The sequence below is a fragment of the Exiguobacterium sp. Helios genome, from assembly GCF_014524545.1.
GTDB lineage: Bacteria > Bacillota > Bacilli > Exiguobacteriales > Exiguobacteriaceae > Exiguobacterium_A.
On sequence record NZ_CP053557.1, the window covers coordinates 1818546 to 1836253 of the forward strand.

Here is a 17708-nt window from a genome sequence, read left to right on the forward strand (position 1 = left end):
ATGCTCCTTTCGTGTTTTGATGAATTGGTCTCCAAGTTTGTGTCTCTTAACAATTAGAATAAAGCTATAAAATCCATCTGCTCTAATCCACTTCTTAAGACTTAAAGCACTAGATACGTCCGAAACCCCCGATTGGCATAATAGGAGTCCGCTCCATTGTGATAGACAAAAATGTGATCATACCGCCGGTCGCAAAAAAGGGCGCCATCTTTTGTCCGAATCGATTCCAGCGTCTCGATTCAGCCGGATTTCTTCAAATCAAATTTACCTATGCCTTATGTATGTATTCTTTTGATTCAACAATGGAATGATCTGTAAAATGAGATACATTAAAGTATAGTAAACAACCGAATTTAAATATACAAAAAAATCCCATTTTAATTTATGGAAGTCCTAAAAATATCAAATACGGCACCTGCCAAAGCGGGTACCGTATTTTCGTAACCTTGAGACGACAGATAGGAAGACAGTCAATTTTTCAGCTTTTTGCTAGCCCATAGTAAGTTGCAAAAAATCAATACCAAACAAGAGACGATACTTAAATAGGAAACATCGTATGTTGCCACTAGTTGATGTTCCGCCACGTTTAAGATGGACGAGGGTAACAAATCGGAAAACGCAAGATCAACGTTCTTGATGAGCAGGAGGAAAAAGCTGATTCCGATGGCTGAAACAGCAATCAAAACCTGATGCTTTACATAGACGCTAATCACAATGACAAGACTGGTCAGGTAAAGAATCCATATGCTGTATAGAACAGAAAATAAAATCAGTTTTGTAATCGAGAACGAACCGAATAAGTATACCGTGCAGATATAGGATGTCAGGATTCCAAATCCGATACTGAACATACTGATGAACCAATGGGCGATCAGTTTGGCATATACATAACAATGTATGGATACCGGGCGTGTCAGAATAAAATCCTGCATCCCGTTTTGACGGTCCGTTGCAATCAGTCCCATGAAGCTGATCAGCAGGATGATCAGACCGATTTGATCAAATTGACCAGAGATCGTTGATAAAAAAATTTCACTCGGAGTGGGATCTAGCTTGTTCGGATCCAGGATGACTCCAATCGAACCGCCTAACTGTTGCAAAATGATGTCCATATACAGATTAATCAAAGGTTGGGTTAAACCAAGTAGAACAAAAAAAACCGTTAACCAAACGTATTTATATTCCTTTGCAGCCTCCGTTAATTCTACCCGCACAAGCGTCGCTAAATGGTTCATAAATCCGCCGCCAGTTCGAGAAACGCATCTTCTAGTCCTATTTCATGGAAACCAATTGATATCAGGTCAATGTGTTTTAGAGAACAGACGGTTAAGACTTTCTTTAGGTCAAACGGTTGTGTTCCTGTGATAAGGAATGTGGCGGCTGATAACTTTTCCACAATGACGGATGGGAAAAATTCCCGTATTTGATCTACATGTACAGCATCCCTGAACTTGATGCGTAACTGTTTAGGATTAATTGTTTGATCCTTTTGGAATAGGTGTTTGATGATACGACCGTTTTTCATGATGACATAACGGTCACAAATATCTTGGGTATCATGCAGTATATGCGTCGATAACAAAATCGTCATCCGTTGCTTCAAACGACCGATTAACTTTCGAATTTCATTTCGGCCGATTGGATCTAGGGAGGCGACAGGTTCGTCTAAAATTAAAAACCGGGGCTCATGCAAGATGGCTTGCGCAATTCCGAGACGTTGTTTCATCCCTCCCGATAATTGTTCCACCTGAACGTCTTGTTTGTCCTGAAGACCAACTTCCTTTAAAGTTTCTGAAATGCGATTCTTCAAGATATCTTTTTTTATGCCGGACAATTTTCCAAAAAAGAACAGTGACTCTTGGCAAGTCATCCACGGTTTGAAATCTGTGTATTGAGATAAGTAACCGATCTGTTTTTTATAAACTTCAATTGGCTGAGAATGAAATGTAATATCGCCTGATTCATACGAAAGGATTCCCATCAGACATTTGATCAGCGTTGTTTTGCCTGCGCCATTTGGGCCAAGCAATCCGATACATTCGTTATCCTCAATCGAAAGATTGATCCCATCGAGAATCTTTTGTTTATCAATCGTTTTATGCAGATTATGAATCGTAATCATGACGGGCGTTTCTCCTTCCTATCATCAAGTAGAGAATTGGACCAACCATTTGCATACTGACAATGATCCATAGCCACAAGTAAGGCAGAACAATTTGATTTTTTCTTTTATACCAATCGAAGAGGGTGATTCCAATCAACAATACATTTAGGAAAAGAATGGGGAGAATCAGAGGAAGTAGTTGAAGCCAATCGATTTCTAATAAAGGTGTGATACTTGTGTTCATTTAATCACCTCTTTCTATTATCATTATCAATAATGATAATTAATAAGTCAACTAGTTTTTTACTTTTTATGGACTCAATGAAATTTTAAACATCATGTAGACATATGGTATGTTCATGTAGCAGGGATAGCCAAAAACAGTTGGCACAATATGATATTTTAAAAAAGAGACTATCAGGACAAGGTGACGTAACAAATATACTGTTTAACGAAAGGATAGATAAAATGAATTTAGATTTATTTAAAAATCAAATCAGGTTCAAAATTGCATTGGAATTAATTGACCGTGATAATGGATTATCCATTATGCAACTGAATAAGTTACTCTCAGATGTTCCACAAGCTACGCTATATCGCCATGTGAACGCGATGCTTCAAGATTCTTTATTGAAAGTGGTTAGGCTTCAACGTGTCGGAAAAGTCGAAGAAAAAATTTATGCATTGAATACATCCGGATACAAAATTAAAGATGAGGACTGGGCTTCAGCGACATATGAGGAGAAGGTTAATTTTGTCTCGTTCTATTTTATGTACATTTTACAAAACTATAAAAATTATCATGAGAAGCTAATTACAACCGATTCAGCGGATAAAGCAACATTTTCATTGGTTAAGTTAAATTTACCAGATGAAACGTTTCATTCATTCCAGTCAGAACTTGCTACATTATTAGAAAAATACTATGCATTATCAATGGAAAAAGAAGACAATGAAAATAAAAGAACTGTCTCGCTAGTTATCATCCCGTAAACAAAAGCAGTACTCACTATCATAAGTGAGTACTGCTTTTTACCGTTCAAAGCGTGAAGTACGTCCGAAAACCGCGGTTGGCATAATACGAGTCGGCTCCATTGTGGTACACGAAAACATGATCATACCGCCGGTCGCAGTATAACGCGCCGCCTTGCGCCCGGATGGACTCCGGTGTCTCAATCCAGCTCGACGTCTTTACATCGAACGGTTGAATCGTTTGCAGATGACGATAGAGGACTTCTGTCAACAAGGCGACACCGTGTGCAGTGGCTTCCGCGACGGCATTGCCGACAGGCTTATTTTTCTTCCGCTTTTCCAGTGCAGCCTCGTCATAACATAAGCTGCGGCGACCCGATGGACTTTCCGCTGCACAATCAACGAAAACCCATTGGCCATTTGGCACTGTTACGATATCCGGTTCACCGCCGGTCTGTTCCATCCAGTCAAGGGAATGGAGCATTTCCGAGGATAACCGGGACACGATATCATCCCACTTCACAGCGGGATGCCGGTCAGGATGATCCGTGAACCGGTGATGGAGGATGTCAATCAACGTCGCTTGATCCATGTTCTTTCCGCCTTTCGATAGCTAGTTTATTTTCTCTAGAAGATGTATTAAATTTACATCATTTTTCCAAATAACGGTAGAGGGTACTTTTGCTGATGCCCGTTTGCTCCCGGATTTCGGACAGACTGTACTGTTTACTTTGATACATGTCGATTGCTCGTTTGACGTTTTCATCCGGCTTTCGCGGGCGTCCCGTCTGTTTGCCGAGCTCTTTTGCTTTCGACAGTCCTTCGCGGGTCGCCATGCTGACGACGTCACTTTGGAGGGCCACGAGATGCTGGACGATGTCACGGAACGACTGGTTCAGGGCCTGCCGGGTGTCAATGTCTTCCCGGATTGACAAGAGGTAGGCTTGCTTCGTATCCAAAGCGTTCAACACTTCGATCAGGTGACGCGTCGAATCCGCCAACACATACAAATGAGAGACAAGGATGATGTCACCCGGTCTGATATCTTCTAACAATTGATCAAGCACGTAACGTCGTTTCGAGGAACTGTGCTCCTCGATCCTTACTTGATCGGTTTCATAGGTCTTAAGTGCCTCGGCTTGCTTCTCACACGTTGGATCTTCAAAATAGGGGCGCATGTAACCAATAATCATAATGTTCTCCTCGCTCGAATCAAAATACCTGCTGCGATCAAAAGAATACGCGGATCTGTTCTAGATGAAACTCGTATTCAAGATTCATCCAGCCGATGTTTATCTGTCACTTCCTAGTATAAGGGAAACCTGGACGAGAAGAAAGGTGGGGTATTATACAGGAAGCGGTGGAGAAATAAACGACAAGAACACTTTCTGCATGACCTGATTTTTAATACAATAAAAACGTCCTCGTCAGACGAGAACGTCGGCAATCCATTAAGCGGATACAACAGAAATCCGTTCCTTATCATGACGATGATGCTCGACTTCATCCGCTAAAGCAACGGCATAATCGGCATAACTGATGTAACTGTCACCCGCAGCATTCAGCGTCAAGACATCCTGCGCCAATTGATACTTACCGGTCCGTGGCCCTTCCGGATCAAAGAAGGCGGCCGGGCTGATGAACGTCCAGTGTAGATCGACAGTCTGTTGCAAATCTTCCAGATTTTTCGCCTGATTTTTCGCTGTCGGCAGGTAAGCGGACGGAAAGTCCGGCGTATCTGCCAGACGGTCCGTTTTTTCTTGATCGACGTACAGACTGCCGGCTCCTCCGACAACAATCAGACGGGTCGAATTGCCGCGTAATTGATCAATCAAATGCCGTCCTAAATCAACATGCTGGTGCTCATTTCCGGGTGACGCTCCAAAGGCATTGATGACGACATCAAAATCCGCCAATTCCTCCGTCGTCAGCTCAAACGCATTGCGTTCCAGCACCGTATCATGTTTCGTCCGTGTCGCATCACGGACGATGGCCGTCAAGGCGTGACCCCGTTCTGCCAACTCCTCTAAGATAACCCGTCCTGCTTTTCCACTCGCTCCAATGATGGCAACCTTCACCAAAAACGCCTCCTTTATTTGTATGTAGCTGTACATGTAATTATTTTAGTTACAGAATCTATTATTGTCAAGGCAATTGACATTAAAGGGGATGCTCATTAAAATAAATGCATTGGTGGTGAAACAAATGATTAATAGCCGACTTGCGGTTTCTGTTCATATCCTGGCCTTGATCGCGACACATCCGGACCAAGCCTTGTCTTCTGACTATATCGCCGGAAGTGTCAATACCAATCCGGTCGTCATCCGTCGCTTGATCGGATCGTTACGCCAAGCCGGATTGCTTTCGACGGTCGCCGGAAAAACCGGGGCGACGTTGAAGAAAGATCCGCATGACATCACATTATTGATGATTTACCGGGCAGTCGAACCGAAAGAGACGTTATTCTCAATCCATGATCAGCCGAATCCTGCCTGTCCGGTCGGCCGCGACATCCAATCGGCCCTCAACCAGTCCTTCACACGTGCCCAACAGGCGCTTGAAGCCGAACTCGGGAACGAAACCTTATCCGATATCCTCCATCGTCTTGTCCAGGCAAGATGATGCTGGTCTGTCTTTTTATGAAAACGCCTTCACATTTGAAAGGAGAAATGTCAAGATGCGACTGATCAGTTATTCAGCCGTCAGTGCAATCGGATCCTTTTTATTGTTCACTGCGTACGCCTTTTTAACGAATGTCGAAAATGAGTTTTTATATCAGTTCGGTACGTTCGCGACGACCTTGTTTACATTTGCCGTCGGTCTGCCGATGCTCTTCATTACAAGGCAGTATCCGTTCTCCTTACGCTGTTTGATCTATTTGACGGCCGGTGTCTTTACGATTTTATTGTTCGTCGGATTTTATGATTATTTCGGTCAGGAGACTTTTGTCGAGTCCCGGCAAAACTTAAGCGGAATCGTCCGCTTCGCGACACTGGCCTGTCTGTTTTATATCGTCCCGTATGAATGGATGTACTTAAAAAAATCGTCGACGAATCACCCTTCGATGTCTTCTTGACGCTGACCTTCTGAAAAGAAGGTCTTTTTTGCAGGAATTCCCAATAAAAAGGAGAAACAGGTAGACAGCTACATTTAAAGGGGGAGAACACGCATGCAAGATACATTCATTTGCCGGCAACTCGGAAAATCCTTTACCGGTGACGGCATCGAGACCCATGCCTTGTCGGATATTAACCTGACACTTGATGGCGGGGACTTCATTTCGATCATCGGTCCGTCCGGCTCCGGAAAATCGACATTGCTCAGCTTGATCGGGACACTTGACCGTCCGACGAGCGGCATGCTGTCATACGGCGATCAAGCGATTCATCAGCTCAAGAGCAAAGAACTGTCCGATTTCCGGTTTGAGAACGTCGGCTTCATCTTTCAACAGTTCCATCTGATTCCGACACTGACCGCGCTCGAAAACGTCATGGCGCCGTTATTCGGGCGGAAAGTGACGTACGATAAAAAAGAGCGGGCCTTGTCGCTGCTCGAGAAAGTCGGACTGGCGGATAAAGCCGGTTCACTCCCGTCGCAGTTATCCGGCGGTCAGCAACAGCGGGTCGCCGTCGCCCGGGCCCTCGTCCACGAACCGAAATGGTTGCTGGCGGACGAACCGACCGGCAATCTCGATACCGAAACCGGTGAAATCATTTTTAGCCTGTTGCGCACTTTGAATGAAGAGAAGGGTTGCGGCGTCCTGTTCGTCACCCACGATCCGGCTCTCGCCGAACGGGCCGACCGCAAAATCGAAATGCGGGACGGTCTGATCATCGAAGACCGCCGGCTCGTCCGCGCCTGATCCCTTCTTTTTGAATTCACCGCAGCGACCGCGTACACTGAATGTGTAGAGGAGGCGAGCGTATGCGCTTAGGAATCTTGGATCAGGTCCCGCGTCACGAGGGGGATACGATCGAACAGACGATGGAGGCGACAAAACGACTGGTCGTCGAGGCGGAACGCCTTGGGTATGACCGGTACTGGTTTGCTGAACATCACAACACGAACGGGTTGCTCAGTGCGGCGCCAGAATTGTTCATTGCCCGGATGGGGGACGCGACCTCGAAAATTAAGCTCGGTTCCGGCGGGATCTTACTGCCGCAGTATCATCCGCTTCAAGTAGCCGAGACGTTTTCGACACTGGCTGCGTTTTATCCGAACCGGATTGAACTTGGAATCGGCAATTCGCCGGGCGGCAGTGAACGGACCCGGCGTGCATTGACAGACGGGGCAGATAACGCGGCTGCTGAATTTCCGCGGTTACTCGAAGAGGTTGAAGGTTTTTTGACAGATTCCTTGTCGTCGCGTCATCCGTACCGGATCGTCAAGACGACACCGCGGATCAAGGAACGGATCCCGTTATCCGTGCTCGGACTGTCGCCGCGCAGTGCGATACTCGCCGCTGAGCGGGGACACGGACTCGTGTTTGGTCATTTCATCAATCCCGACAAGTGGCAAGAAACGCTGCAGACGTACCGCGACGCATTCGTTCCGGTCGACGGACGAACACCGAACGTCATCGTCTGTGTTTTCGTCATCTGTGCCGAAACGATGGGAGAAGCAGAAGCCTTGGCACGGACGCAAGACGCCTGGATTCAAGGGATCCGGCTTGGCCATTCGATCGTGCCGTCGTTTGCGACCACAGAAAATAAGTCGTGGAATGCCGAGCAACAACAACGAATCCAGCACGACCGCCGGCGGACAATTGTCGGGACACCAGACGAAGTCGCCGAGGCACTGCAGGCGTTGTCCGACCGTTACCAGACCGATCAGTTTCTGTTGATCAATAATGCGTTTGATCAGGACAAGCGGCTCCGGTCCTATCAGTTGATTGCCGAACGATTGCTCCATTAAAAAACACCGCCTGCGTACAGGCGGTGTTCGTTTTGACTTATTGTTGGGCAGTCGGGCGGATCAGGATTTCATTGACCGCCACATCGTCCGGTTCATTGACGGCGTAAGCAATCGCACGGGCAATGGCGTCAGCGTCCATCGCTTTTAAGTCGCCGATGCCTTGTTTGATTTCTTCGTCCGTGATGTGATCTTTCAATTCGGTATCAACTGCTCCCGGTGAAATGATTGTCGCGCGGATCTTGTTTTCGACCGACTCTTCTTTTCGCAAACCTTCCGTAATCGCACGGACGGCAAATTTCGTCCCGCTGTAAACGGCACTAGACGGCATGACGTCGTGTCCTGCGACAGACGAGATGTTGATGATATGTCCGCGTTTCTGCTCGCGCATATAGGGCAGAACCGCACCGATGCCGTAGAGGACACCTTTGATGTTGACATCAACCATCGTGTTCCACTCATCCTGTTTGTTTTTGTTTAGTTTCGAAAGCGGCATCAAGCCCGCATTGTTGACGAGTACGTCGACCGAACCGAACGTATCTTGTGCAAGTTTCGCGAGTGCATCGACTTGCGACGCGTCCGTGACGTCCGTCACCTGATAGACGGCTTTACCGCCGAGTTGTTCGATTTCCTGTTGCAAAGTTTTCAAACGATCTTCCCGGCGCGCTGCGAGGACCAGTTGCGCACCTTGTTTAGCGAGTAACTTAGCAGTAGCTTCCCCGATGCCACTTGATGCTCCTGTAATGATGACGACTTTGTTTTCGATCATTTAGAAAACCTCCTGCATATTTTTTAACTCAACTTAGAAGTATTAACCTCTTTTAAACATCAGCAAACCTCGGACAGACAGTTCGAAGACCGAAAGGATGAATACGATGCGAAAAGGATTTTGGCTCGTTCTTATAGTAGCAGTCGGATTGGTTTTATACGTCGAACCGTTTCGCGGATCACTGCCGGAACCGGATGTTTCCGTCAACGGAACAGACATCGGTGTGACAAGCGGATCATCTTGCTGGCACAGCCTGTTGAACAGCAAATGTGTTGATCTTATTTATACGACTCCGTTCGACATGACAGCCGACTAGACACCAGCAGTCGTCAAACCCGGTGCAGTCGAGACGAACATCAATGAATTCGGGATGGCCGGACGATGCTCGGGATGGGATTGAATCTGCGAACCGCCCAACTAGAAGAAATTGCCAAGCTGCCCTGTTCCTTGTGTCGGAAGACAGAAGCTTCCTTTAAAACACTAATCGTCCAGCCCTGTCGAATCTTTCCTGAATCAGAAAGAGTCGACAGGGCTTTTTTAAGATTTACCTAAATACTATTGTTAAAACGTAATCATTACGATATGATATAAAACGTAATGATTACGAAATAGAGGTGAGAGAGCCAATGTTTACATATAAAAAATACTTACGACAGACCGTTCGGACGATTGCACTCGGAGCGGTACTACTCAGTGGTTGCAGCCCGGAAACGGAATCAACAGAAAGCGACCACTTGACGTTCGTTTATAATTTTTCAACGTTATCGCTCGATCCGCACCGCGACAGCAGTTACGTCCCACTGCGAGCAGGTGTAACAGAAACATTGGTCCGGCTGGATGATGAGAAACTGACTGTCGAGCCGTGGCTTGCGAAAAGCTGGAAAAATGAAACTGAAACGGTCTGGCGGCTTGAGTTACAGCAAGGCATCACCTTCCAAAACGGAAAAACAGTTGATGCGGATGCCATCAAATCTTCTCTTGAGCGATCAATCGCAGAGAATATGGGTGTCAAAAATGCATTGAAGATCAAGTCGATAAAAGTCGACGGAAACGATCTTTTGTTTGAAACGAATACAGTCTATCCGGAATTCATCTCGGAACTTGTCAATCCAAATACAGCTATCATCGATACAACGGCAAAAAAAATAGAGGCCCGACCAATCGGGACTGGACCGTTTACGGTGTCTGCTTTCTCACCCGGGACAAAAGTGGAATTAACACGGTTTGAGGGATACTGGGGACGACCGGCAAAACTTGAAACCGTCAACTTTTTATTTAATGAAGATGCTGGAGCCCGAACGATGTCACTACAATCCGGTCAGGCAGATATCGTGTACCGTCCTGAAGCCGAATCGGTCGATCGACTGAAGAAAAACGGATTTGCGATTGACGTGACGGAAACGTTTCGTGTCCACCAGTTGACGATGAACGTAACGGACGGACCGATGCAGTCCCTTCCTGTACGAAAAGCGATCGATGCATTGATTGACCGCAAACAGTTGGTCGATCATGTCCTGCAAGGGTATGCGACGGTCGCGACCGGACCATTCATTTCGTCGTTCCCTTTTGCTCCGGATTATGAGCAGCGGACGGACCAAACGGCGATATCTTATTTAAAGCAAGCCGGCTATATCTTACAGGACGGTCAGATGCAAAAGGACGGCCAGCCGTTGACGTTAACGTTGTTGACCTATTCCGCCCGTCCGGACTTACCTTTGATTGCTCAAGTCTTACAGGATGATGCCAAAAAAATCGGTATCACGATTAAAATCAGACAGATTGATGTTCCGGAAGAATATATGAGCAGTCACCGGGACTGGGATCTTGCGACATACAGCAATCTGACAGCACCGCGCGGCGACGCCGGCTATTATCTCAATGCGACCTATCATCCGCAAGGTGGACTGAACTTCAGCGGCGTCAACGATGGGGCGTTGACAAAACAACTGGATCAACTAAACCGGACAGTCAATCCGGCGAAACGGAATGCTCTTGCGGAACAGATTGCCCGAGACGTCGACCAAAAACAGTTCAACAGCTTTTTATTACATCCTGCGACACTCGTCGCTTATGACCAGTCCCGCGTCAAAGGATGGAAAACGGAAAAAAGTGAATATTATATGATTACGAATATGTTAGAGGTGAAATGAAATGGGACGGTTGCTCATCCGCCAGGCAGGGGAGGCCTTTCTCTTTCTATTTCTGATGACATTCGGAAGTTTTGCCTTAGTGCGTCTCCTTCCGGGAGATCCCGTACTCACCTTACTTAATGTCGATGAATTGAGCGCGACACCGGAGCAAATTCAGGATGTTCGGGAAAACCTTGGTTTTGACAAACCGTTATACACGCAGTATACGGATTGGCTGATTTCAATCAGCCGTCTTGATTTCGGTGAATCGTTTATGACGGGACGTCCGGTTTTTTCAATGTTGCAGGACAGTTACCAAGCGACGTTTGAAATCGCCGGCACCGGTTTACTGCTTGCGCTGTTGCTTGCCCTCCCTCTTGGCACATGGAGTGCCTATTCGAACCACCCGGCTGTCCGCTTCTTTACAGACATTGTGTCGTTACTAGGCGCAGCGGTTCCGAGTTTTTGGATCGGTCTGATCCTGACTGATTGGTTTGCTGTCCGACTGGTCTGGCTCCCGGTCATGGGACGTGACGGCATTGAATCCGTCATTTTACCCGCCGTTTCACTCAGTCTGGCATTAGCCAGTGTCTATATCCAACTGTTGCGTATCAACATCCAAAAGGAACTGGCCAAAGACTATATTCAGATTGCCCGAGCACGTGGAATCGCTGAAAAAACGATTTTTTGGAAGTATGCTGTTCGCGGCAGTCTGCCACCGGTGCTTGCTGTCTTCACCTTGACACTCGGAAGTCTTGCCGGCGGTGTCGTGATTCTTGAAGTCGTGTTTTCCTACCCCGGTGTCGGTAAGTTGATGGTTGAAGCCGTCTTACAACGGGATTACCCTTTGATTCAAGGATACATCCTGTTGACGACCGGTATCATCGTGACATTGAATCTCCTGATGCGTCTGTTGACACAGTGTCTCCGACCCGAATGGAAAGGGGGAAGACTATGAAACGTCTTTTTTATGGACTGTTGATCCTGATTCCACTGATGTACTTGATGATGCATTCCCCGTATACGACGGATATTTCCAACCGGTTGGCACCGGTCTCGAAGGCACATTGGCTCGGTACGGACGCCTTAGGACGTGACTTTCTCGCCCGATTGATTGTAGCCGGTTTGATTTCACTTTTATTCAGCGGTCTTACCGTCCTGTTGACGGCATGTATTGGGACCATCCTTGGACTGTTCGCCGGATATTACGGCGGACTGTTACAACGGATCATCCGACGAATCGAAGAAAGTCTGATTATTTTTCCCGACACGGTACTTGCATTAGTGTTAGCAGGCTTACTCGGAGCCGGCATGCATAGTCTCATTTGGGCGATTTTACTGATTAAATGGGTTTCCTATGCCCGCTTGACCGAAAGCATCGTCACGGCGACAAAACAATCCGAATATATTTGGATGGCACGTGTCAACGGATTATCGGACGGTATGATCATCCGGCAACACCTGTTAGCACCTGTTCTGCGACAAATCCGGAATGTGATGAGTGTTGATCTCGGTAAAATCATTTTGTTTTTATCTGCCTTCTCTTATATCGGGCTCGGAGTCCAAGCACCTGTACCTGAATGGGGCGCGCTGTTGAATGAAGGTCGACCGTATTTCCAGGTCGCCCCCCGGTTCATGCTTTGGCCGGGTCTCTGTATCGTCCTGACGGTCAGTTTCACGATGTGGTGGAACCGTCGTTTCCAACAAAAGGAAGGAGACTGCCGATGATTCAGATAAATCACGTGACAGTTAAAAAAGGATTAAATCTGTTGTTACAGCCGATTAACGTCAAGTTGCCAGTCAATCAGTTTGTGTGTTTCGTCGGAGCGAGCGGAAGCGGGAAGACACTTCTCCTGAAACGATTAATCGGTCTCTTACCATCCACGCTGTCTGCCGGGGGAACGGTGATATTCCCGGAAGGACGGAACTGGGTGTTAGGACGCGATATCGGTTACATTCCGCAACAGTATCACCAATCCTTTGTCCCGTTTCTAACTATCAAGCAGACGCTGCAAGATTTGTACCGGGCGCATCAACTCGAATACGATGCGTCATTTATCGACGGCTTGCTGCAATCGTTTCGGCTGGATGAAGAACTGCTCAATCGTCTTCCGAATCAGCTCAGTGGCGGGCAGCTTCAGCGAATGACGATTCTTACGGCTGTTTGCCTGAAACCGCGCCTGATTGTGGCGGATGAATTGACGACGGCACTTGATCCTGTTGCGACCCGTGAACTGTTGGATTGGTTAAAAAAGTATCAGCAACAAACTGCAGCAACCGTCCTGTTCGTCACTCATGAATTGAAAGCCGCCTTACATTATGCCGATACGTTGTATATTATGAAGGCAGGGCAACTCATCGATACTGTCACAAAAGAGACGATGGCGACTCGTTCGCATCCCTATACCCGTGCCTTGTTTGCGGGGATTCATTTAGAAAAGGAGGCATGAGGATGTCTGTACTTCTGACGGTCGAGCACGTCTCTGTCCGTTACAAAACTGAATACGTGTTGACCGATCTCTCATTTTCTTTAACGACCGGCCGTTCGCTTGGCATCATCGGTGAAAGCGGTAGTGGCAAGTCGACGTTAGGACGAGTTCTATTACAATTAGAACGGCAGGATGAAGGACAGGTCACCTTGCTCGGTCAACCGTTCTCCACGCGGTCCGAACGGTCGATGCGGCGCCAGATCCAAGCCGTTTTCCAACACCCACACGGCTCCTTTAATCCCGACTGGTCGATGCGCCGGTCGCTCCTTGAACCGTACCGGATTCATCAACCGGAATTGTATTATTTTCCGAATCAGTCGGAGCAGCAATTGGCACATGAATTAATGGCTGCCGTTGGTCTTGACGAACAGTTGCTTGAACGGCGACCGGCAGAACTCAGCGGCGGACAATTACAGCGGATGGCGATTGCCCGGGCGATTTCAATCGAACCGGCTGTATTGATTCTTGACGAGCCGACGACCGGCCTCGATGTTCTTGCCTTAAAAGAAATCGTAGTTTTACTACGCGAACTGAAGGACATTTTACAGATGTCGTACATTTTCATCTCTCACGACTTAAAGTCTGTTTCCGCACTATGTGACGATGTCCTCGTCCTGCACAAGGGACGGATTGTCGACCGGTTTCACGTATCGGATCAATCGTCTCCGATGCGGGCAACAGAGACGAAGGTTTTGATCGAGGCACAGACATGGTGACGCCGCCTGTTACAGCAAGCCAGTATGGACTGCTTGCCTATCCATTGATCTTGTCGAGTATATTGACGCCGTTACTCGGTGTCACCGATACAATCGTCATCGGACAAACCGGCGATGCAGTCGCCATCGGGGCGATTGCGATTGCTGCTGTGTTCTTTAATACGATTTACTGGCTGTTTGGATTTCTAAAAGTCAGCACGACCGGTTTCAGTGCGCAAGCCAGTGTCCATCATGACGAAACGGCTTTGCATTTCGCTTTATACCGTCCTGTGTTGCTCGGTTTGCTGATTGGTCTCGCACTAATGCTATTTCGTGTTCCGTTGACGGAAGGTGGTCTTTACTTACTGGCAGCACCCGAAACCTTGTTGCCGGATGTCACGACATACATCCATTACCGGATGTACGGAGCACCGTTCGTCCTGATCGGTTACGCCGTCCTCGGCTGGCTGATTGGTCAGGGACAGGTAAAACGCGCCTTGTTGATTCAAGTATTCAGTAACGTCATCAATATCGTGCTGGATATCGTCTTCGTCCTCGGACTGGGATACGGCGTCGCTGGCGTCGCGATCGCGACGCTTGTCGCTGAAATCAGTATCGTCGCTTTCGGATTCCTGTTTATGCTCCGGCAGTTAGCCTGGAAACCGGACTACCGCGGCCTTTTGTTCCATGTCCAGGCGTACCGGCAATTTTTTACGGTCAACGCCGATCTGTTCGTCCGGACGATCTTTCTTTTGATCGTGACCGGCTGGTTTACCCGGACAGGAGCAATTTTTGGACCTGATGTTCTCGCAGCCAACGCCATTTTGCTGCAAATCCAGTATTTGATTGCCTATTGGTTCGGGGGACTCGGCAGTGCTTCGACGATTCTCGTCGGACGGTCGCGCGGACGCCACGATGAAGCCGGTTACCGTCAAAGTGTCCGGTTAACCCGAAAGTTTGGTCTCGCTTCCATTCTTTTGATGATGATTCTGCTAGTTATTTTTCAGTACCCGTTATTGCGGTCATTCTCCACGGATCCGGACCTGCTTGATTTCGCCCGTCTGTATTATGGCTGGATTCTCATCTTTCCGTTAACCGGTGGCTTTGCGATGCTCTATGAAGGCGTTTTTTCCGGTCTGGCTCAGGCAAAACCGGTCCGGAACTCGATGATTCAGGCTTTTCTCGTCTTTGCACTGCTGTTGCTGTCGGTCTACTGGATCGGCAACCACGGCGTGTGGCTGGCGTTCATCGGTTTCGGTCTGATGCGATCCGTCTCCCTGCATTTGGCGGAGCGCCGGAGATCGTCTGTGTTTGAAACACATAACGAAAAAACGGATCTTCCTGTTTAACGATCAACAGTGAAGGTCCGTTCTTTTATCGTGTTACTTTTAACTTGTTTTCGTGCATCAATCGAATCCCGGATATGTATGATGTAACGGCGTCCCTTTTGATAACCCGAGCGGGGCGGCTTGATCCGGAGCTCCTTGCCGTCAATGACTTCAAGCTCCGTCTGCATCCGTTCGCCGGTCGAGTCCGTGATCGTAACCGTACGGTCCGAGACTTGATCCGGACGCAGTCCTTTCGAAAATTCGATATCAAACGTGTGATACTTCGAAATCGTCCGCGCACGAGACTTGAAGTGGGGGCCGTCCGTCTGCTCGTCGAGCGTACAGTAACACCCTGTAAAAAGTAAGCAAACAGTTAAGATAATGGAAAATAACGGTTTCACAATCAAGCTCCTTTCAGCATATTTTTCATTATAAGACAAATAATGGGAGGTTTCAATCGTTCTCAGGGCGGATTGTGAAATAACCCTTCAAGACATGGCGCAGGTGATGTATACTCAAGCGAGAGAAAGGCAGTGGTAGAATATGCAACAAACTGATCAACGTGAAATCATCGTCTCCATCCGGACGAGTTATGATTTCAAGGCCGATGAAGGACGTGCGGTCCGTGTCGTCGAATTCCATGGACGCCGGACGACGGTCATCGATACATTTAAAAAATCAACACCAAAACGGATGATTTTAGTTGAAATGATCCGCGCCGTCCAATCGTTCAAGGAACCGTTCCATATTATCTTTAACGTCGAATGCAACTTCGGTTTCAAGTATTTAAACGATGAACGCCAGTGGGAAAACCGCGATCTCGGAAACACGTTCAACGAATTGATCCAAGCAGGCGGACACACAATCGAACTCCGCGACTGTTCGTTTTATGAAGGCGGCAAAGACTTGCAGAAATGGTTGCTGAACATCCTGAAAAAAGCGAATTGATCTTTTAAGACAGATGACGTTCACCGGACGGTCATCTGTTTTTTTTTTTGTTCGTTCTCCCGTCCTCTGCTAATATGTGGTAAATTTATAAGAAAGAAAAATGACAACACGATTGACATCATCGTCAACTATTTTGTGAAGAGGTGGAATTATGAAGAAAGAAGATCATCAAATCGCCCGAAAGCTCGTGTCTACTTATTTGACCGGAACTCAAATTTCGACGATTCACCTGACAGGCTTCATCAGCATCGAACTGATCAATCTCTACGACGCCACGATTCCGGATATCACAATCCGGATCGAGACGGACCGTTTGTATTACGGGGATGTCGAATCGTCGAAGGACTGGGTCGTCCGCCATATGCCGAAAGAAGAGATGCTTCACCTGATCGTGACGTTACATACAGAACGAATCATTGCCGTCCGGATCGGAAAAGCCGCTCCACATCTGTTCATTACGTTCAGTTCGGGGAAAACTCTGGTCATCAACGGATCGGATACTTATTACGAATCCTGGGCTATCGATATGACATTACCGGATAAAGGTCTTGTCTCAATCGTCGCTGTACCGGGCGATGAACTGGCTGTTTTTGCTTCCGATAATACGATGTTACAGAACCAGACACATGAGTGATTTGCTGACGTATGCCAAGCAAACTGCCCGTTTAATCGTCGAGAGCCGTTATCCGGATTGTGACGCTGCGTTACTTGCCGGAAGTTTTGTCCGGGGACAGGCAACCGCGACATCTGACCTCGATCTGATCATATTTCGGGAATCCGTCCCGGCTTCTTACCGGGAATCGTTCACCTTCGATGAATATCCGGTCGAAGCATTTATTCATTCGAGTACGACCATCCGGGATTTTTTCCGGCAGGACCGGGAACGCGGACGTCCGTCGATGCAACGGATGGTCGCAGAAGGATTCGTCCTGCTCGATCATGATCTGCTCAGACCTTTGAAAGCACAGGCGGAATCAGAGCTGCTCGCCGGTCCACCGGTGCTGTCGCCTGTCGAAACGGACCGTGCGCGTTACTTTCTGACCGATTTGCTCGACGATTTCATCGGTGTGACGGAGCGGTCGGAAGGACTTGGAATCGCAGCCCGGTTGCTCGAGCAGGCGACGGATTTCCGCTTACGGACGTCGGGTCACTGGACAGGACAGGGGAAGTGGCTGATCCGCAGTCTCGAGACCATCCATCCGGTCGAGGCCGGACGATTGGTCGAGGCCTTTGAAGCCTATTTCCGGTCGGATGAAAAACAAGCTGTCATCGGTTTGCTGGAACAGTGGCTTGCCGAAAGCGGCGGTCGTTATTTTGACGGCTTTTCAATCGGAAAATGAAAGGGGGGCGAGCATCATGAAAC

Annotated in this window: 23 protein-coding genes and 1 pseudogene; 15 read left to right on the forward strand and 9 right to left on the reverse strand. The window is 47.7% G+C overall.

What is annotated here, in order from left to right:
- Window positions 1-101 precede the first annotated feature (101 nt).
- From HNY42_RS09575 to HNY42_RS09590, 4 genes and pseudogenes are all read right to left on the reverse strand, one after another.
- Window positions 102-272 (reverse strand): annotated as a pseudogene (locus tag HNY42_RS09575) (DUF4256 domain-containing protein); the annotation flags it as partial.
- Between the two features lie 198 nt (window positions 273-470).
- Entirely contained in the window at window positions 471-1235 is a 765-nt protein-coding gene (locus HNY42_RS09580; protein WP_131972663.1) for an ABC transporter permease, read from the reverse strand.
- Window positions 1232-2122, reverse strand: a complete 891-nt coding sequence (locus HNY42_RS09585) for an ABC transporter ATP-binding protein (protein ID WP_188004377.1) — start codon at window positions 2120-2122, stop codon at window positions 1232-1234. Before HNY42_RS09585 ends, HNY42_RS09580 begins: the two co-directional genes overlap by 4 nt.
- Window positions 2106-2348: a PLDc N-terminal domain-containing protein gene (locus HNY42_RS09590; RefSeq protein WP_188004378.1), complete on the reverse strand. Its 243-nt coding sequence runs from the start codon at window positions 2346-2348 to the stop codon at window positions 2106-2108. Before HNY42_RS09590 ends, HNY42_RS09585 begins: the two co-directional genes overlap by 17 nt.
- Window positions 2349-2488: 140 nt before the next feature.
- Between HNY42_RS09590 and HNY42_RS09595 the strand changes: the two genes are divergently transcribed.
- Entirely contained in the window at window positions 2489-3097 is a 609-nt protein-coding gene (locus HNY42_RS09595; protein WP_255508302.1) for a helix-turn-helix domain-containing protein, read from the forward strand.
- Window positions 3098-3143: 46 nt separating this feature from the next.
- Here the strand turns inward: HNY42_RS09595 and HNY42_RS09600 are convergent, their stop codons facing one another.
- From HNY42_RS09600 to HNY42_RS09610, 3 genes are all read right to left on the reverse strand, one after another.
- Window positions 3144-3668, reverse strand: a complete 525-nt coding sequence (locus tag HNY42_RS09600) for a DUF4256 domain-containing protein (RefSeq protein WP_188004379.1) — start codon at window positions 3666-3668, stop codon at window positions 3144-3146.
- A 58-nt stretch (window positions 3669-3726) separates the two neighbouring features.
- Complete coding sequence (locus tag HNY42_RS09605; protein WP_188004380.1) at window positions 3727-4269, reverse strand: recombinase family protein; 543 nt, start codon at window positions 4267-4269, stop codon at window positions 3727-3729.
- 258 nt (window positions 4270-4527) lie between these two features.
- Window positions 4528-5154, reverse strand: a complete 627-nt coding sequence (locus HNY42_RS09610) for an NAD(P)-dependent oxidoreductase (protein WP_188004381.1) — start codon at window positions 5152-5154, stop codon at window positions 4528-4530.
- 127 nt (window positions 5155-5281) lie between these two features.
- Here HNY42_RS09610 and HNY42_RS09615 point away from each other — a divergent pair, with 127 nt between their 5' ends.
- The 4 genes from HNY42_RS09615 to HNY42_RS09630 all read left to right on the forward strand — a co-directional run bounded on the left by HNY42_RS09615 (window position 5282) and on the right by HNY42_RS09630 (window position 7990).
- Window positions 5282-5698 carry an Rrf2 family transcriptional regulator gene (locus HNY42_RS09615; RefSeq protein ID WP_131972657.1) on the forward strand — a complete coding sequence of 139 codons (417 nt, stop codon included), beginning with the start codon at window positions 5282-5284 and terminating at the stop codon, window positions 5696-5698.
- A 55-nt stretch (window positions 5699-5753) separates the two neighbouring features.
- Window positions 5754-6152, forward strand: coding sequence for a hypothetical protein (locus tag HNY42_RS09620; protein ID WP_131972656.1), 399 nt, complete (start codon window positions 5754-5756; stop codon window positions 6150-6152).
- Between the two features lie 93 nt (window positions 6153-6245).
- Window positions 6246-6938, forward strand: coding sequence for an ABC transporter ATP-binding protein (locus HNY42_RS09625; RefSeq protein WP_188004382.1), 693 nt, complete (start codon window positions 6246-6248; stop codon window positions 6936-6938).
- Between the two features lie 62 nt (window positions 6939-7000).
- On the forward strand, window positions 7001-7990 hold the full coding sequence (locus HNY42_RS09630) for an LLM class flavin-dependent oxidoreductase (RefSeq protein ID WP_188004383.1): 990 nt from the start codon (window positions 7001-7003) through the stop codon (window positions 7988-7990).
- A gap of 37 nt (window positions 7991-8027) precedes the next feature.
- Here HNY42_RS09630 and HNY42_RS09635 read toward each other — a convergent pair whose 3' ends face one another.
- Window positions 8028-8756, reverse strand: a complete 729-nt coding sequence (locus HNY42_RS09635; RefSeq protein WP_188004384.1) for an SDR family oxidoreductase — start codon at window positions 8754-8756, stop codon at window positions 8028-8030.
- A gap of 106 nt (window positions 8757-8862) precedes the next feature.
- Here HNY42_RS09635 and HNY42_RS09640 point away from each other — a divergent pair, with 106 nt between their 5' ends.
- The 7 genes from HNY42_RS09640 (at window position 8863) to HNY42_RS09670 (ending at window position 15418) form a co-directional block, all read left to right on the forward strand.
- Entirely contained in the window at window positions 8863-9072 is a 210-nt protein-coding gene (locus HNY42_RS09640) for a hypothetical protein (RefSeq protein WP_188004385.1), read from the forward strand.
- Window positions 9073-9382: 310 nt separating this feature from the next.
- Window positions 9383-10906: a nickel ABC transporter substrate-binding protein gene (nikA, locus tag HNY42_RS09645; RefSeq protein ID WP_188004386.1), complete on the forward strand. Its 1524-nt coding sequence runs from the start codon at window positions 9383-9385 to the stop codon at window positions 10904-10906.
- Window position 10907: 1 nt separating this feature from the next.
- A complete protein-coding gene (locus HNY42_RS09650) occupies window positions 10908-11843 on the forward strand; it encodes an ABC transporter permease (protein WP_188004387.1) in 936 nt (311 codons plus the stop codon).
- The gene (locus tag HNY42_RS09655; RefSeq protein WP_188004388.1) at window positions 11840-12613 is read left to right on the forward strand and encodes an ABC transporter permease; all 774 of its coding nucleotides are present in this window, start codon (window positions 11840-11842) and stop codon (window positions 12611-12613) included. Before HNY42_RS09650 ends, HNY42_RS09655 begins: the two co-directional genes overlap by 4 nt.
- On the forward strand, window positions 12610-13335 hold the full coding sequence (locus tag HNY42_RS09660) for an ATP-binding cassette domain-containing protein (RefSeq protein WP_188004389.1): 726 nt from the start codon (window positions 12610-12612) through the stop codon (window positions 13333-13335). Before HNY42_RS09655 ends, HNY42_RS09660 begins: the two co-directional genes overlap by 4 nt.
- A 2-nt stretch (window positions 13336-13337) precedes the next feature.
- A complete protein-coding gene (locus tag HNY42_RS09665; protein WP_188004390.1) occupies window positions 13338-14090 on the forward strand; it encodes an ABC transporter ATP-binding protein in 753 nt (250 codons plus the stop codon).
- On the forward strand, window positions 14084-15418 hold the full coding sequence (locus HNY42_RS09670) for an MATE family efflux transporter (RefSeq protein WP_188004391.1): 1335 nt from the start codon (window positions 14084-14086) through the stop codon (window positions 15416-15418). Before HNY42_RS09665 ends, HNY42_RS09670 begins: the two co-directional genes overlap by 7 nt.
- Here HNY42_RS09670 and HNY42_RS09675 read toward each other — a convergent pair.
- Window positions 15415-15798 carry a hypothetical protein gene (locus HNY42_RS09675; RefSeq protein WP_131503755.1) on the reverse strand — a complete coding sequence of 128 codons (384 nt, stop codon included), beginning with the start codon at window positions 15796-15798 and terminating at the stop codon, window positions 15415-15417. The genes HNY42_RS09670 and HNY42_RS09675 overlap by 4 nt on opposite strands.
- A gap of 142 nt (window positions 15799-15940) precedes the next feature.
- Between HNY42_RS09675 and HNY42_RS09680 the strand changes: the two genes are divergently transcribed.
- The 3 genes from HNY42_RS09680 to HNY42_RS09690 all read left to right on the forward strand — a co-directional run bounded on the left by HNY42_RS09680 (window position 15941) and on the right by HNY42_RS09690 (window position 17685).
- Window positions 15941-16345: a hypothetical protein gene (locus HNY42_RS09680; RefSeq protein ID WP_014970422.1), complete on the forward strand. Its 405-nt coding sequence runs from the start codon at window positions 15941-15943 to the stop codon at window positions 16343-16345.
- A 151-nt stretch (window positions 16346-16496) separates the two neighbouring features.
- Complete coding sequence (locus HNY42_RS09685; RefSeq protein WP_188004392.1) at window positions 16497-16979, forward strand: hypothetical protein; 483 nt, start codon at window positions 16497-16499, stop codon at window positions 16977-16979.
- The gene (locus tag HNY42_RS09690; protein ID WP_188004393.1) at window positions 16972-17685 is read left to right on the forward strand and encodes a nucleotidyltransferase domain-containing protein; all 714 of its coding nucleotides are present in this window, start codon (window positions 16972-16974) and stop codon (window positions 17683-17685) included. The genes HNY42_RS09685 and HNY42_RS09690 overlap by 8 nt, the downstream gene beginning before the upstream one ends.
- Window positions 17686-17708 lie beyond the last annotated feature (23 nt).

What these genes read in the sequence shown, in the direction of transcription:
- HNY42_RS09585 (WP_188004377.1), bottom strand. Translation starts at nt 2,122, where the DNA reads ATGATTACGATTCATAATCTGCATAAAACGATTGATAAACAAAAGATT.
- HNY42_RS09685 (WP_188004392.1), top strand. Translation starts at nt 16,497, where the DNA reads ATGAAGAAAGAAGATCATCAAATCGCCCGAAAGCTCGTGTCTACTTAT.
- HNY42_RS09660 (WP_188004389.1), top strand. Translation starts at nt 12,610, where the DNA reads ATGATTCAGATAAATCACGTGACAGTTAAAAAAGGATTAAATCTGTTG.
- HNY42_RS09620 (WP_131972656.1), top strand. Translation starts at nt 5,754, where the DNA reads ATGCGACTGATCAGTTATTCAGCCGTCAGTGCAATCGGATCCTTTTTA.
- HNY42_RS09605 (WP_188004380.1), bottom strand. Translation starts at nt 4,269, where the DNA reads ATGATTATTGGTTACATGCGCCCCTATTTTGAAGATCCAACGTGTGAG.
- HNY42_RS09650 (WP_188004387.1), top strand. Translation starts at nt 10,908, where the DNA reads ATGGGACGGTTGCTCATCCGCCAGGCAGGGGAGGCCTTTCTCTTTCTA.
- HNY42_RS09640 (WP_188004385.1), top strand. Translation starts at nt 8,863, where the DNA reads ATGCGAAAAGGATTTTGGCTCGTTCTTATAGTAGCAGTCGGATTGGTT.
- HNY42_RS09615 (WP_131972657.1), top strand. Translation starts at nt 5,282, where the DNA reads ATGATTAATAGCCGACTTGCGGTTTCTGTTCATATCCTGGCCTTGATC.
- HNY42_RS09665 (WP_188004390.1), top strand. Translation starts at nt 13,338, where the DNA reads ATGTCTGTACTTCTGACGGTCGAGCACGTCTCTGTCCGTTACAAAACT.
- HNY42_RS09670 (WP_188004391.1), top strand. Translation starts at nt 14,084, where the DNA reads ATGGTGACGCCGCCTGTTACAGCAAGCCAGTATGGACTGCTTGCCTAT.
- HNY42_RS09690 (WP_188004393.1), top strand. Translation starts at nt 16,972, where the DNA reads ATGAGTGATTTGCTGACGTATGCCAAGCAAACTGCCCGTTTAATCGTC.
- HNY42_RS09680 (WP_014970422.1), top strand. Translation starts at nt 15,941, where the DNA reads ATGCAACAAACTGATCAACGTGAAATCATCGTCTCCATCCGGACGAGT.
- HNY42_RS09590 (WP_188004378.1), bottom strand. Translation starts at nt 2,348, where the DNA reads ATGAACACAAGTATCACACCTTTATTAGAAATCGATTGGCTTCAACTA.
- HNY42_RS09625 (WP_188004382.1), top strand. Translation starts at nt 6,246, where the DNA reads ATGCAAGATACATTCATTTGCCGGCAACTCGGAAAATCCTTTACCGGT.
- HNY42_RS09655 (WP_188004388.1), top strand. Translation starts at nt 11,840, where the DNA reads ATGAAACGTCTTTTTTATGGACTGTTGATCCTGATTCCACTGATGTAC.
- HNY42_RS09580 (WP_131972663.1), bottom strand. Translation starts at nt 1,235, where the DNA reads ATGAACCATTTAGCGACGCTTGTGCGGGTAGAATTAACGGAGGCTGCA.
- HNY42_RS09630 (WP_188004383.1), top strand. Translation starts at nt 7,001, where the DNA reads ATGCGCTTAGGAATCTTGGATCAGGTCCCGCGTCACGAGGGGGATACG.
- HNY42_RS09600 (WP_188004379.1), bottom strand. Translation starts at nt 3,668, where the DNA reads ATGGATCAAGCGACGTTGATTGACATCCTCCATCACCGGTTCACGGAT.
- nikA (WP_188004386.1), top strand. Translation starts at nt 9,383, where the DNA reads ATGTTTACATATAAAAAATACTTACGACAGACCGTTCGGACGATTGCA.
- HNY42_RS09635 (WP_188004384.1), bottom strand. Translation starts at nt 8,756, where the DNA reads ATGATCGAAAACAAAGTCGTCATCATTACAGGAGCATCAAGTGGCATC.